Origin of the sequence: Bacillus sp. FSL R9-9492 (assembly GCF_038007365.1) — a bacterium.
GTDB classification, from domain to species: domain Bacteria; phylum Bacillota; class Bacilli; order Bacillales; family Bacillaceae_G; genus Bacillus_A; species Bacillus_A mycoides.
This window is the reverse complement of the sequence record NZ_JBBOXC010000001.1, coordinates 156,337-169,971: the sequence shown is the minus strand read 5'-3', so window position 1 is coordinate 169,971 and position 13,635 is coordinate 156,337. Positions and strand designations below refer to the sequence as shown.

Here is a 13,635-nt window from a genome sequence, read left to right as displayed (position 1 = left end):
TCTATTTGTATAAAGAACAAAATTTTAATTTAAGTGTATACATTTATCATTACCTATCCGTTGTATAAGTGTAGGGAGGAAAAGTGATGGGAAAAGAAAATATATTGACCTCCTATCTTATCAATTTAGGAGAGGAAGTGTTCAAACTACTATTAGCGAAAGGGGCTATAAAAGAAGATGCAGAAGACATCATCCAAAATACCTTCTATAAAGTATACACATTGCTAGATGATCTAACCGAGGGTAACATACGTCCATGGTTTTTCAGAGTCGCATTAAACGAATACATTGACTTGAAAAGGAAAAAAGAGCAACAAAACATCTATTTAACTGAAGAGATTTATTCAAAATTACAATATACAGACCGAGAATTAGACGCTGTTTTAAATAAAGATGAGATTTTCTATCTATTAAAAGATGTAAAACTAGAATATAAAGAAGCCTTCTTTTTAAAGTACTACTACAACTTTTCATATGAGGAAATCGCCCTAATACTAGATATTCAAGTAAACAGCGTCAAACAAAAGTTACATCGTGCACGTAAAGCAGTTCACTCAAAAATAGGAGGAAAACCCTAATGGATACTTCTTTAAAAGATGCATTAAAAAAAGCTAAAAGAAAACAGTTATTTAAAAATATTATTACCTCTATTATCGTTGTAATCATACTTATCCCTATATTTTATAAAGTTGGCAATTACTTCGCAGCAAAAAGCTCTACGAAGCTTCACGAAAAACTCTTTTTACATAACGCAATTGCAGAACCGAATATACAAATTGATTCTCAAGTAACGAGTAGTTCATCTATGTTTGGCGGCAATATCACATCCAATCGTTCTAAAAACATTAATGGTTACGTAGTGCGATGGAATACACTGACAAGCCCTTACGATTGGTTTCGCTCTAACATCGATTACAATGAGTTAATACCAGGAACTCATTGGGGTAGGTCTAATAAAGAGTCTTATAATTACGATAAACAAACGAAAAATAAAGTTGCTACATTTTATAATCCGGCCATCAAGGAATATTACGATGGAGTCAAAAATGAATTAAGTGCAGTTTCCAAAATGGAAAACTATGTTGCGGAAGTCGCTATCTCTTTCGATCAACCTTATACATTAAAAGAAATTCAAACAAAAATACCGGATAACTTAAATATCGTATGGCTATATATGGTCTCACCTATTAGAGATGAGAGCGGAGGCCCTGCTGGTATGCCAGTTTACGGATTTGAGCCAGGAACCCCTCCCGAAGAATCGTACAAAAGGTTCTTTGATTCCCTTAAACAATATAATGATGGGTATGACAAGGACATTCAAAAATTTTTAAAATCAAACGAAAACAAACCATTCGATCAAGTGAAAATCTTAGGGGTTATGCTAACAGGAAAAACGGAAAACTTTAAGGAATTAGAAAACCAAGACTTTATTCGCGGTGCTTCTGTAGGGGCTACTGCACAAGTTGTTCCTTATATAAAACCAGAGAAATAATAAGGAAAAGACAAGATAAACTAATAGTAGCTAGTTAAAAGAACGTACATGAATCTGTTTACTATGGGAGCAACCTATTTTAGTGGAGAGCTCCCTTCATGTATTATTCATCCTCCAAACAATATATTTCCAAATACTTTATGTACAAATGAAAAATCATAATTTTTGTTCACACTTTATCCATTGTGAATTTATTCACAATGGATATATAATAAACATGTAAATACAATACATTGGAGGGATTTCAATGGTTATCAATTTTTTAAGAACTGATAAACGCGCTACTTTCATATTATTATTTTTACGACTTTACATAGGATATGCATGGCTCGCTGCTGGAATAGGAAAAGTTTTTGGACAGTCTTTTGATGCAAGTGGTTTTCTAAAAGGAGCTATCGCTCAAGCATCAGGTGACCACCCTGCAGTACAAGGTTGGTGGGCAGATTTTCTTCAACATTTTGTTCTTCCAAACGCAGACCTATTTAGCTTTTTAGTTCAATGGGGAGAAATTTTAGTAGGTCTAGGTTTGATTTTAGGTGGATTAACAAAAACAGCTGCATTTTTCGGCATCATAATGAACCTTTCATTTTTATTAAGCGGAACTGTTAGTGTAAACCCAAACCTACTTATTTTAACTATGTTCATTTTAGTTGCAGGACATAATGCTGGACGTATTGGATTAGATGGTTATGTTTTCCCAAAACTTTTCAAAAAAAATAACCGTGAAGCATATAAATTAAGTAAAACTGCATAAGAATAGTTCATCTTTTAAATATAAATAAGGAAAGAGCCTACATTCAGGCTCTTTTCTCATTTACACCAAAATATTTCACAGTTTGCCTTATCCGAAATGTTAAACTCAATCATATATAACCGGATAAATGTGTACGACTTTATTTCAAGCACCTAAAAAGCTTAAAGACTAAAACAAGCCATTATAAAACCCTAAAACCTTTCATACTTTCTCCAAGAATATAGTGTGAAAACCACATCAAATTCTGCTTCATAATAGCCACATTAATTCCTGGCTGATCAGAACTATATGCCATTCCTTTAAAAATAATTAATTCTGTATCAACTTCCATATCCCTTAACCCTTGATATAGCTCATATGCATTGGAAGTTGGAATCCTTGCATCCTTTTCGCCATGTTGGATTAAGGTAGGCGTACAGGCTGATTTAATATACGTCATTGGTGATGTTTTCGTATATATCTCTGGATCATTCCATAGAGTATTTCCTAAATACATTCTAATAAAGTAAGGTATATCTGTATTCACATAATGGGTACTCCAGTTAGTAATTCCACCTCCAACTGAAATAGCTTTAAATCTATTACTAAATGTAGAACAGAAAGCTGATATATATCCCCCGTTGCTCCATCCCATAACCCCTACTCTATCTTTATCTGCAATCCCTTGCTCAACTAGTTTATCCACTCCAGATATAACATCCTCATAGTCAGCAATTCCCTGTTTTCTATAGTTGGCTTTTAAGAACTCATTACCATAGCCAGAACTTCCTCTATAGGTTGGCTCTAAAACTATAAAGCCTTTTTCGATAAACTGCTCAATCGGATATTTCTCATTAAAACAGTCTGAGAATATCGGAAAGGATGCCCAAGCCGGACCACCATGGATTACTACTAATAAGGGATATTTTTTTTTGGCATCAAAATCTACTGGGGTTGATAAAACACCCTCTATTTCAAGACCATCACTACTTTGCCATGAGATTATTTCCCTGTTACTTTTCAGCTTCCCTTTAAAAAAGCTATTTTCATCCGTTATTTTTTTATCGTCTAAATAGATTTCAAAGGTTTCATTTGTTATGGCCTTACTATAGGATATATGACGTCCATCCCTTGTTATAGAAGCATCCATTATAAAGCCATCTACTTTGTCACTTAACATTTCCACAGTGCCATCTTCACATAGCAACCCAATGAGATAATTAGTTTTATCCTGCCATCTAATTAAAATCCCCTTATCTGTCCACTGTAATGGCATAACCGTACTATCAAAGTTTGTTAGAGGCTGAATTACCTCTCCGGTATTCATATCATATATTTCTAATGTACTATCTTGTATATGGTTTCTATAGTACTCCTTCTCTCTTATGCTTGCCGAGTAACATATTTTGCTGCCCTCAGGGGAAAAGCAGACGCTCCCTCCTAACAACTTATCCATATTCATTTTTTGTAGTTCCCCAGCTTCAACATCTAATATGTATAGATCACCATTCGTATAATCGTTTAAACTTGGTGTAGCCATAAATACAACCTTTGTCCCATCATTTGAAATATCAAAGTTATGTATATAAAAATCCTTACCATTCGTTAGTTGATAAACACTGCTAACCTTCCGTTCCCCTTTATCATTTTGTATCCCTTTTTCTATTTCAACGTAGTATAAACAATTATTCCGATGTTCCTTACCTACATGGTGGAAATCTCCATATCGTTCCTTACGCTTCTTTATTTCCTCACATTCTTTTGACTGGGCAACATAATAAAAACCTTTACCAGTAGGCTCCCTTTTAAAATTACTGACTCCTTCTTTCTCATCAGTAATTTGAACCCCGTCATAACCATCTATTGACTTAACAAAGATTTGATTTTTCTTATTATCCCCCTCACCAACTGGGCTAAGGTATGCGATATCCCTAGAATCTGGGGACCATAATGGGTGTATACTGTCTATATCCCCAGTTGTTAATGGGTAACTCTGCTCCTTATCTTTTTCATATATCCATATATGATTCCTATATGTATTGTCTTTCCAGTTAGCTGTCTTCTTAACAAATGCTACGCCTTTGCCGTCATCACTTATATTTGCACCTGATAAGGTTGGTAATGAAATAATCTCTTCTATACTTAGATATGTTTTTTCATTCACTTTCATCAATATGCCCCCTTGTAATGTCCATGAATCTATCGTCTCTTCTTGTCATAATAAAGAAAATTGTTCACGAATACTTAAAATGATAACGGAAAATTCAGATATCTAAAGGTATTTCCATTCCAAATTCGATAAAGTACAACTTTAATCAATAGGGTTCTATCCACTTATCAATTTTAGGTATTCTTTTTCGATATAAAAAATACCCCTTTAGATAAAATATCTAAAGGGGTACAGATTCGTAAGTTTATTTTAAAGCTATAACTATATTTATTAACCTACCAATCTCCTACTCAACAGTAACAGACTTAGCTAAGTTACGTGGCTTATCAACGTCACATTCGCGGTGAAGCGCTGCGTAGTATGAGATAAGTTGGAATGGAATAACTGCTACTAGCGGTGCTAGTGCTTCGTGTACAGCTGGTAATACGAAGCTGTCACCTTCCATTTCTAAGCCTTTCATTGAGATGATACATGGGTTAGCTCCGCGTGCTACTACTTCTTTCACGTTACCACGAATTCCAAGGTTTACGTGCTCTTGTGTAGCAAGTGCGATAACTGGTGTACCGTTTTCGATTAAGGCAATTGTACCGTGTTTTAATTCTCCTCCAGCAAATCCTTCTGCTTGGATGTAAGAGATTTCTTTTAGTTTTAACGCACCTTCTAAACCTACGAAGAAGTCTACGCTACGTCCGATGAAGAAGCAGTTACGCGTTGTTGCTAAAAATTGTTTTGCTAATGCGTCCATTTCTTCTTTTTGATCACAAAGTTCTATCATTGCATTTGCTACAAGTCCTAATTCGTGTGTTAAATCAAAATCAAGAACTTCGCCTTTTGCTTTAGCAATGTCCGCAGCTAAAATTGAAAGTACCGCAAGCTGTGCTGTGTAAGCTTTCGTTGATGCAACTGCGATTTCTGGTCCCGCGTATAACGGAAGTGTATAATCAGCTTCACGAGAAAGCGTAGAACCAGGTACGTTTGTAATCGTTAATGCTTTATGACCCATTTCATTCGTTTGTACAAGTACTGCACGGCTATCAGCTGTTTCACCACTTTGTGAAATGTAAATGAAGAATGGTCTCTCTGTTAATAATGGCATGTTATAAGAAAATTCACTTGCTACATGCACTTCAACTGGCATTTTTGCAAACTTCTCGATAAATTGTTTTCCAACAAGACCTGCATGATAACTTGTTCCACATGCAATGATGTAAATACGATCGCTATCTAAAATTGCGTTACGGATATCTTCATTCAGTTCAATCTCGCCATTTTCATCTTGGTACTTTTGAATTATATTACGGATTACAAGTGGTTGCTCATCGATTTCTTTAAGCATGAAATGAGGGTATGTTCCTTTTTCAATATCACTTGCGTCTAATTCCGCTGTAAACGGTGCACGTTCAATCGTTTCACCTTGTAAGTTTTTAATTGTAATACTTTCTTTCGTTACGATTACGATTTCTTTATCCATTAACTCAATAAATTGATCTGTAACTTGTAACATCGCCATAGCGTCGCTCGCCACAACATTAAAGTTGTCACCAACACCTACTAATAGCGGGCTTTTGTTTTTAGCAACATAAATCATGTTTGGATTTTCAGCATCAAGTAATCCGATTGCATAAGAGCCATGTAAAAGAGATAGCGTATTACGGAACGCTTCTTCTACACTTAGTCCTGTGCTCACTTGTTGTTCCATAAGTTGCACGATAATTTCTGTATCTGTTTCACTTACGAACGTTACATCTTGTAAATATTCCTTTTTCACTAACTCATAGTTTTCAATTACACCGTTATGAACTAGTGTAAAGCGTTTTGATGTACTTTGATGCGGATGCGCGTTTAGTTTGCTTGGAACACCGTGTGTAGCCCAGCGTGTGTGACCGATTCCCACGCTTGCTGCTACGTTCTCTTCTACGACTTCGCGAAGTTTTGCAATACGGCCTTTTTCTTTGTATACAACAACACCGTTCTCTGCTTGTACTGCAATACCTGCTGAATCATATCCGCGATATTCTAGCTTTTCTAAACCTTTTAATAAAATTTCCTTTGCATCTTGCTCTCCAATAAATCCTACGATTCCACACATGTTTAGTCGCCGTTACAAATGCTTACACTGCTTTGCGAACATGTAACGACATAGTCCGATACCATTTATTTATATTAAAAAAACGGATTACATATTGCTAGCCCTGTAAGCTTGTAACGGCTTTCACCTTCCTCTCGATTGGGTTAAAGTCCGTATATACTTATACAGCTAGTATTCATCCGTTCCTTTTCTCTCATCACACTTTCACCTTTGTCCACTAAGTCACCTTAATGTTTTAAGTAAAAGATTGCGGTTGTGATGAACAACCGGGAGTCATCCGCCGAAATCTCGATAAACTCCACCTCGTCAACTACACTACTTGTAGTTCTGGCGCTTTTATAATTTACAATATTTCCTTTGAGAAAAAGAACAAGACCATCGTATAACAAACAATATAAATCGTCAATGAAATTTTTTTCATTGTCTATAAAACATATGAAAAAGGAGCACTTCTTGTGCTCCTTTTAAAACAAATTTGGTAAATTATTCAGCTCCAACTTCCGCTTTCACAACTTCTACAATACGATGTACATACCCATCACAAATTTCTTGTGTCGGTGCTTCTGCCATTACACGAATAAGTGGTTCTGTTCCAGATGGACGAACAAGAATACGACCGTCTCCATTCATTTCTTCCTCTACAACACGAATAATTTCTTTAATTTTCTCGTTTTCTAATGCTAGTTTTTTATCTGTTACACGAACGTTTACTAGTAATTGTGGGAATTTTGTCATCTCGCCTGCAAGCTCAGATAATGGCTTTTTCGTCATTTTCATGATGTTTACAAGTTGAAGTGCACTTAACATTCCATCACCAGTTGTAATGTAATCAAGTAAGATAATATGACCTGATTGTTCTCCGCCCAGGTTATATCCACCACGTTTCATCTCTTCCATTACGTAGCGATCACCAACTGCTGTTTTATCACTTGTAATACCGTTTGCTTCAAGCGCTTTGTAGAAACCTAAGTTACTCATAACTGTTGAAACAACTGTATTATGTTTCAATTGACCAGTTTCTTTCATATACTTCGCGCAAATAAACATAATTTGATCGCCATCAACGATGTTTCCTTTTTCGTCTACTGCGATTAAACGGTCTCCGTCACCATCAAAAGCAAGACCAATGTCAGCACCTTTTTCTTTTACTAATTCAGCTAACACTTCTGGATGCGTAGAACCTACTCCAGCGTTAATATTCATACCGTTCGGTGAAGTTCCCATTGTTGAAATATCAGCTTCTAAATCTGCAAATAAATATGGAGCTAAAGAAGATGTAGCACCATGTGCACAATCTAAAGCAATATGTAAACCAGAGAAATCTTCCTCTACAGTTTGTTTAATGTATTGTAAATATTTTTGTCCACCTTCAAAGTAATCACTCACTTGTCCAAGGTTAGTACCTGTTGGACGTGGTAGCTCATCAACTTCTTTGTCTAATAACGCTTCAATTTCTGCTTCTTGCTCATCTGTTAATTTAAATCCATCTGAACCGAAGAACTTAATTCCATTATCTTGTACTGGGTTATGAGATGCAGAGATCATAACACCTGCTTGCGCCCCTAAAGCTTTTGTTAAATAAGCCACACCTGGTGTAGAAATAACACCAAGGCGCATTACTTCCGCTCCAGTTGATAATAGGCCTGCTACTAAAGCTCCTTCTAGCATATGTCCAGATACACGTGTATCACGGCCAATAATTACTTTTGGACGATCTGTATCTTTTGTTAATACATAGCCGCCAAAACGTCCTATTTTAAAAGCTAATTCAGGTGTTAATTCCTTATTTGCAACCCCACGTACTCCGTCTGTACCAAAATATTTACCCATTATTATTCGCTCCTTTTTCGTGCTCTTTTTGATTATCTACTGTTGGTTCTTGGCTTGGTTCTTGGCCATTTTCTTTTTCTTTTTCTTTGTCTTTTTCTTTATCTTTTTCCTGATCCTTTTCTGGATCTGGTTCAGGATTTTTTGGTTTTTCAGTTTGATGTTCTTGATTGTTTTTTGAATCTGGTTGTTCAATATTACCCTGTACTTCTTTATCCGGCTTTTCTTTCTTCACAATTGTGACTTTAGCACTTTTTTGTTTTGCTTCTATCGAAATATTACCAGGACCACTCACTTGAATAGAAACATCTTTCGTCCCCGGAGATACATTTTGCAGATTAATCGCCGCTGTTATTTGAGCAGCTGTTATTTTATCTACTATACTTGCTTCTCCTGAAATATCAACGCTTATCTTTCCATCTTGTGGCGAAAGTAGCTGCGCAGTAACATCATTCGGAATTCCACTTTTTTGAATCGGGATACCATCAATAGTTTTACTTTTCGTTTGTTTTACCTTTTGTACCCCTACGGAAACCTTCACTTGATTTGGTTTTGCACTTGTTACACCTTTTGGCAATAAAACAGAGGCATCGAATGTTGTAGAATCCGTCAATTGACTAAAATCTACCTCGACCCCCTCTATAGATTGTATATTATCCAAAATGTCTTTTGGACCTGCTATCGTTACTTCTCTCGGCTCAACGCTAATATTTGTAACAGTCAATCCTTCTGGCAAACTCCCCTTTTTCGTATACGTCACAGGAACAGTTTTTTCAGTATTATTGGCCGTAGCTTGCGTCGCCACATTCAATGTTACACTAATTTTAGATGGACTCGTTCTTACATTTAAACGTTTTCCTTCTTTATTGTATAATGTAACTTCGGCTGTTTTTGTAACAGTTTTATTAACACCTTTTAAATCAATATACGCCTTAGCAGATGAAATACTTTCAATTTCTTCTTTCGTCCCAACTACCTCAACAGTATCAGGTTTAATGTTTGATTTTTCGAGAGTAGAACCCGCTGGCATTTGATCCTCATTTGATAATTTTAAGTCTACATGAACGTATTTTCTCGCTTTTTCATGTAGAGTAATTTTAATTGTTGATGGCTGAACTGTTCCTTTCACATCATCTGGAAGCCCGTTCGTTTTCAAAGAAACTTCATAAGTTCCTTTTTCGCTATCTCTCAAATCAACTGGTATATCAAATTGTTTTTTTGCTTTTGCTGTAGCAACTGCTGATTTTGGACCTTCCAACTTCACCTTGACTCCACCTGATGGAATACCACTTACAATATATTTCTCATCATCATACTTAAGGGTAATAGGATAATCAGTTAATGTTTCTTTCGTTTCATTTACGAAAGGTAATATACTCGATGTCGTATTTTTTTCAGTTAAAGTTGCTGACATGAAAAGCATACACGCCAATAGTAATGAGATTCCTTTTAAAAACCAATGATTCTCCATTAACTTATCCATGACGCTTTCTCCTCCAATTCCATAAAGACGAAGAAGTCGTTTTTTCATTCCCACTAAATTCTGCTAACAACATGTCCTTCAGCTGTTCTGTCTTCAAATCACGATGTAACTTCCCGTTTTTCGTTAAAGAAATTTGGCCTGTTTCTTCCGACACAACTACTGTAATACTATCAGTGACTTCACTAACTCCCATTGCAGCGCGATGCCTAGTTCCTAACTCCTTAGAAATAAATGGGCTTTCTGATAACGGAAGGTAACATGCTGCTGCTTTAATTGTACTTCCCTGCATAATTACTGCTCCATCATGAAGAGGGGTATTAGGGATAAAAATATTAATGAGTAATTCCGATGACACATTTGCATTTAGCGGAATACCCGTTTCTACATAATCATCCACCCCAGTCTCTTTTGACAAAGTAATTAGTGCACCAATTCTACGTTTTCCCATATATTCCGTTGCTTTCGCTATCGCTGTTGCAACAATTTCAGGTTCATCGTCCTCGTGAGTTCCCACACGCGAAAATAAGCTACCCCGTCCTAGCTGCTCAAGTGCTCTTCTCAATTCTGGCTGGAAGATAATAATAACGGCTAAAAATCCCCACGTTAATACTTGTTCCGTTAGCCAATATAGCGTATGCAATTCAAGTAAAATACTAATCATCCGGACGACAATAATAACTGTAATACCTTTTAAAAGTTGCACAGCCTTCGTGCCCCGAATTATAAGAATTAGCTTATATATAATAAACCATACAACAGCAATATCTAATGCCGTACTAAGATATTTCAAAATGGTCGTATCTTCAAAAGGCATGCTAACCCTTCCTCCTACTTACGAGCAATTCTATCCATATATTGAAATATTATTTTATGCTCTATCTGTATGTATTTCCAACAACTAGTTAATTATACCATACATGAACCAAACGACAATTACAAACGCCCCCCTTTAGCTTAAATTGGTAAGATGTCAAAATTTCTTATCCTACAGTATAATATAAGTCATTATTATACGCCTATTTTCAAATAAAAAAAGCAACTTCTCAGTTGCTTTTCTTACATTTATTTTAGTTTTTCACCGAATAAAGAACCCATTAAAGCAACCGCTGTTGTTGCTGTTCTATTTCTCTCATCTAAAATCGTATTTACTTCAACAAATTCAGCAGATGTAACAATATCAGCTTCTGCTAACATTTCCATCGCTAGGTGGCTTTCACGATACGATAAACCACCAATTACAGGCGTCCCAACTCCTGGTGCATCATGAGGATCAAGACCATCTAAATCTAATGATAAATGAACACCGTCAGTATGAGATAAGTAAGCAATTGTTTCTTCCATAACAGCCGTCATACCCATACGATCAATTTCATGCATTGAAAATACTTTAATGCCTTCATTACGAATAAAGTCTTTTTCCCCTTCATCTAATGCACGTGCACCTATAATTACAACGTTCTCTTTTTTTACTTTCGGGTATGCCCCGTATAAATCTACAAGTGAAGAATGTCCATAACCTAAACTTGCAGCAAGTGACATACCGTGAATATTTCCAGATGGTGATGTTTCTTCTGTATTTAAATCACCGTGTGCATCATACCAAATAACACCTAAATTTTTATAATGTTTCGCCACACCAGCTAGCGTACCGATAGCAATACTATGATCACCGCCTAATACAAGTGGAAAACGACCTTCTTCTATAATATGATCAACCTTAGTCGCTAGTTCATTACATACAGTTGCAACTTGAGTAAGGTTTCGTAACTTTGTATTTTCATCTACTTCTTTTTCTCTCTCTATACATATATCTCCCATATCTTTTACGTCATATCCAATTTGTTCAATTCTTTCAACTACCCCTGCATAACGGATCGCGCTTGGTCCCATATCAACCCCGCGACGCATCTGTCCTAAATCCATTGGAACTCCAATAACTGAGATTTCTTTTTTCATAGATAGTATCCCCCTTTTATGCCTTCACTAAATATTTTAAATCTTTTATATAGTCTGACTCAACTCGACATTTTTCTGCATGGATATACATTTTATTCACTTATATTTACGTTGGACTCCCGATTTTTAAACTATTCTATGTATAAAGTTAACTTAATGAACCAACTAACTTTTCTATCAGCTAATATTTTTATCCGTGCCTTTCTCCATCAATACCTAGAATTACACAAAATATCCTCAAATAACTGAATTTAAAAAACACTTCTACACTTAGAAGCGTTTTTCTGATGCTAGTTTCCACACTGCTGCAATATTTCTCGCTGTCATTTCTATATTCTCTTCTGCCCTTTTATATGCCTCTTCTAATGTCATTGGACTTGCTGTAATACTAAATACTGCATCAATTCCCTTTTCATAAACAATTGTATAGTTCGGAGATACAGATCCACCAATAGCAATTACAGGAATATGACGGCATTTCGCCCGCTTCGCGACACCAACAGGAGCTTTTCCATAAGCTGTTTGTTCATCTATCCTTCCCTCACCAGTTACAATAAGATCGGCACCCTCTATACACTTATCAAAATTTGTATAATCTAATACAATTTCAATCCCTTTTCTTAGCTGTCCCTTTAGTACTGCAACGACAGCGGCTCCCATTCCTCCAGCTGCCCCTGCACCAGGTATTAGGGACACATCAAAAGATACGCACTGTTTAAGTATATTAGCATAATGTTTTAAATTCCCGTCTAGCTCTTTCATCATCTCTACATTCGCACCCTTTTGTCTCCCAAATACAAAAGACGCTCCCTTTGGTCCAACTAATGGATTGTCGACATCACATGCTGCTTCTAGCTTTATATCCTTCAAACGTGTATCCATACGAGAAAGGTTAAGAGCAGTAATCAAATGTAATGTTCCTCCAGAGGGCTCAATTACTTCACCTTTCCTATTAATAAACTCTACGCCTAAAGCAGACAACATACCTGCCCCACCATCATTTGTAGCACTTCCTCCAAGCCCTAAAATAATGTGTTTAGCTCCTTGATCTAATGCATGTAATATCAGTTCACCTGTCCCTTTTGTCGTTGTAATAAGTGGGTTTCTCTTTTCAATTGGAACGTGTTGTAATCCTGATGCTGCCGCCATTTCAATAAATGCTGTCTCCTTATCCTTAGACATACCATAATAGGCTCGCACACTCTCCCCAAGCGGCCCTGTCACATTAAGTGATATAATTTCCCCCATTGTAGCACCAACAAGAGATTCGACCGTTCCTTCACCTCCATCTCCAATCGGTACTTTAACGTACTCTGCTTTAGGAAAAACTGCTGCAAAGCCCCTTTCAATAGCTTCACATACCTCTATAGCTTTCAGGCTTTCTTTATATGAATCCGATGCAATGACAACTTTCATAATTATCCCCCCTTATTCAATCCCTTTTTTTCATTTTAAACGATATACGGAAAAGTTTCCTTTTTGAGTGGAATTTAAACACAAAAAAAGCTTACATCATTTGATGTAAGCTTTTCCTATTTATATGGAGCCTAGCGGGATCGAACCGCTGACCTCCTGCGTGCAAGGCAGGCGCTCTCCCAGCTGAGCTAAGGCCCCTTAGTAATTAAGCGGAAGACGGGATTCGAACCCGCGACCCCAACCTTGGCAAGGTTGTATTCTACCACTGAACTACTTCCGCGAAAATGGTGAGCCATGAAGGATTCGAACCTTCGACCCTCTGATTAAAAGTCAGATGCTCTACCAACTGAGCTAATGGCTCGTAAATGGCTGGGCTAGCTGGATTCGAACCAGCGCATGACGGAGTCAAAGTCCGTTGCCTTACCGCTTGGCTATAGCCCATTAATATTTACTAGTATGGTTATCTTTT

At 36.6% G+C, this 13,635-nt stretch carries 10 protein-coding genes, 4 tRNA genes and 1 pseudogene; 3 read left to right on the top strand and 12 right to left on the bottom strand.

The window, feature by feature from the left end:
* Positions 1 to 86: 86 nt before the first annotated feature.
* The 3 genes from MKY70_RS00985 (at position 87) to MKY70_RS00975 (ending at position 2,246) form a co-directional block, all read left to right on the top strand.
* Positions 87 to 578, top strand: coding sequence for an RNA polymerase sigma factor (locus MKY70_RS00985; protein WP_341022606.1), 492 nt, complete (start codon positions 87 to 89; stop codon positions 576 to 578).
* Positions 578 to 1,492, top strand: coding sequence for a sigma factor regulator N-terminal domain-containing protein (locus MKY70_RS00980; protein ID WP_002029372.1), 915 nt, complete (start codon positions 578 to 580; stop codon positions 1,490 to 1,492). Before MKY70_RS00985 ends, MKY70_RS00980 begins: the two co-directional genes overlap by 1 nt.
* A gap of 247 nt (positions 1,493 to 1,739) precedes the next feature.
* Positions 1,740 to 2,246: a DoxX family membrane protein gene (locus tag MKY70_RS00975; protein WP_002029373.1), complete on the top strand. Its 507-nt coding sequence runs from the start codon at positions 1,740 to 1,742 to the stop codon at positions 2,244 to 2,246.
* Between the two features lie 181 nt (positions 2,247 to 2,427).
* On the opposite strand, the gene MKY70_RS00970 is transcribed toward MKY70_RS00975, so the two are convergent.
* From MKY70_RS00970 to MKY70_RS00920, 12 genes and pseudogenes are all read right to left on the bottom strand, one after another.
* On the bottom strand, positions 2,428 to 4,395 hold the full coding sequence (locus MKY70_RS00970) for a S9 family peptidase (RefSeq protein ID WP_341022603.1): 1,968 nt from the start codon (positions 4,393 to 4,395) through the stop codon (positions 2,428 to 2,430).
* A gap of 286 nt (positions 4,396 to 4,681) precedes the next feature.
* Complete coding sequence (gene glmS / locus MKY70_RS00965; protein ID WP_002029375.1) at positions 4,682 to 6,484, bottom strand: glutamine--fructose-6-phosphate transaminase (isomerizing); 1,803 nt, start codon at positions 6,482 to 6,484, stop codon at positions 4,682 to 4,684.
* Between the two features lie 12 nt (positions 6,485 to 6,496).
* Positions 6,497 to 6,681, bottom strand: a pseudogene (locus MKY70_RS30725) (hypothetical protein).
* Between the two features lie 286 nt (positions 6,682 to 6,967).
* Positions 6,968 to 8,314, bottom strand: coding sequence for a phosphoglucosamine mutase (glmM, locus tag MKY70_RS00960; protein WP_085308606.1), 1,347 nt, complete (start codon positions 8,312 to 8,314; stop codon positions 6,968 to 6,970).
* Complete coding sequence (locus MKY70_RS00955; protein ID WP_341022600.1) at positions 8,307 to 9,794, bottom strand: CdaR family protein; 1,488 nt, start codon at positions 9,792 to 9,794, stop codon at positions 8,307 to 8,309. The genes glmM and MKY70_RS00955 overlap by 8 nt, the downstream gene beginning before the upstream one ends.
* A complete protein-coding gene (cdaA, locus tag MKY70_RS00950) occupies positions 9,787 to 10,608 on the bottom strand; it encodes a diadenylate cyclase CdaA (RefSeq protein ID WP_002191712.1) in 822 nt (273 codons plus the stop codon). The genes MKY70_RS00955 and cdaA overlap by 8 nt, the downstream gene beginning before the upstream one ends.
* 248 nt (positions 10,609 to 10,856) lie before the next feature.
* Positions 10,857 to 11,750, bottom strand: coding sequence for an arginase (gene rocF / locus MKY70_RS00945; RefSeq protein WP_002009861.1), 894 nt, complete (start codon positions 11,748 to 11,750; stop codon positions 10,857 to 10,859).
* Positions 11,751 to 12,020: 270 nt separating this feature from the next.
* On the bottom strand, positions 12,021 to 13,166 hold the full coding sequence (locus MKY70_RS00940; protein WP_341022599.1) for a glycerate kinase: 1,146 nt from the start codon (positions 13,164 to 13,166) through the stop codon (positions 12,021 to 12,023).
* Positions 13,167 to 13,291: 125 nt separating this feature from the next.
* A tRNA-Ala gene (locus tag MKY70_RS00935) sits at positions 13,292 to 13,364 on the bottom strand.
* A gap of 10 nt (positions 13,365 to 13,374) precedes the next feature.
* A tRNA-Gly gene (locus tag MKY70_RS00930) sits at positions 13,375 to 13,446 on the bottom strand.
* Between the two features lie 5 nt (positions 13,447 to 13,451).
* Positions 13,452 to 13,527 (bottom strand) — tRNA-Lys (locus tag MKY70_RS00925).
* Between the two features lie 5 nt (positions 13,528 to 13,532).
* Positions 13,533 to 13,607 (bottom strand) — tRNA-Gln (locus MKY70_RS00920).
* Between the last annotated feature and the right edge of the window lie 28 nt (positions 13,608 to 13,635).

What these genes read in the sequence shown, in the direction of transcription:
- MKY70_RS00985 (WP_341022606.1), top strand. Translation starts at nt 87, where the DNA reads ATGGGAAAAGAAAATATATTGACCTCCTATCTTATCAATTTAGGAGAG.
- MKY70_RS00980 (WP_002029372.1), top strand. Translation starts at nt 578, where the DNA reads ATGGATACTTCTTTAAAAGATGCATTAAAAAAAGCTAAAAGAAAACAG.
- MKY70_RS00975 (WP_002029373.1), top strand. Translation starts at nt 1,740, where the DNA reads ATGGTTATCAATTTTTTAAGAACTGATAAACGCGCTACTTTCATATTA.
- MKY70_RS00970 (WP_341022603.1), bottom strand. Translation starts at nt 4,395, where the DNA reads ATGAAAGTGAATGAAAAAACATATCTAAGTATAGAAGAGATTATTTCA.
- glmS (WP_002029375.1), bottom strand. Translation starts at nt 6,484, where the DNA reads ATGTGTGGAATCGTAGGATTTATTGGAGAGCAAGATGCAAAGGAAATT.
- glmM (WP_085308606.1), bottom strand. Translation starts at nt 8,314, where the DNA reads ATGGGTAAATATTTTGGTACAGACGGAGTACGTGGGGTTGCAAATAAG.
- MKY70_RS00955 (WP_341022600.1), bottom strand. Translation starts at nt 9,794, where the DNA reads ATGGATAAGTTAATGGAGAATCATTGGTTTTTAAAAGGAATCTCATTA.
- cdaA (WP_002191712.1), bottom strand. Translation starts at nt 10,608, where the DNA reads ATGCCTTTTGAAGATACGACCATTTTGAAATATCTTAGTACGGCATTA.
- rocF (WP_002009861.1), bottom strand. Translation starts at nt 11,750, where the DNA reads ATGAAAAAAGAAATCTCAGTTATTGGAGTTCCAATGGATTTAGGACAG.
- MKY70_RS00940 (WP_341022599.1), bottom strand. Translation starts at nt 13,166, where the DNA reads ATGAAAGTTGTCATTGCATCGGATTCATATAAAGAAAGCCTGAAAGCT.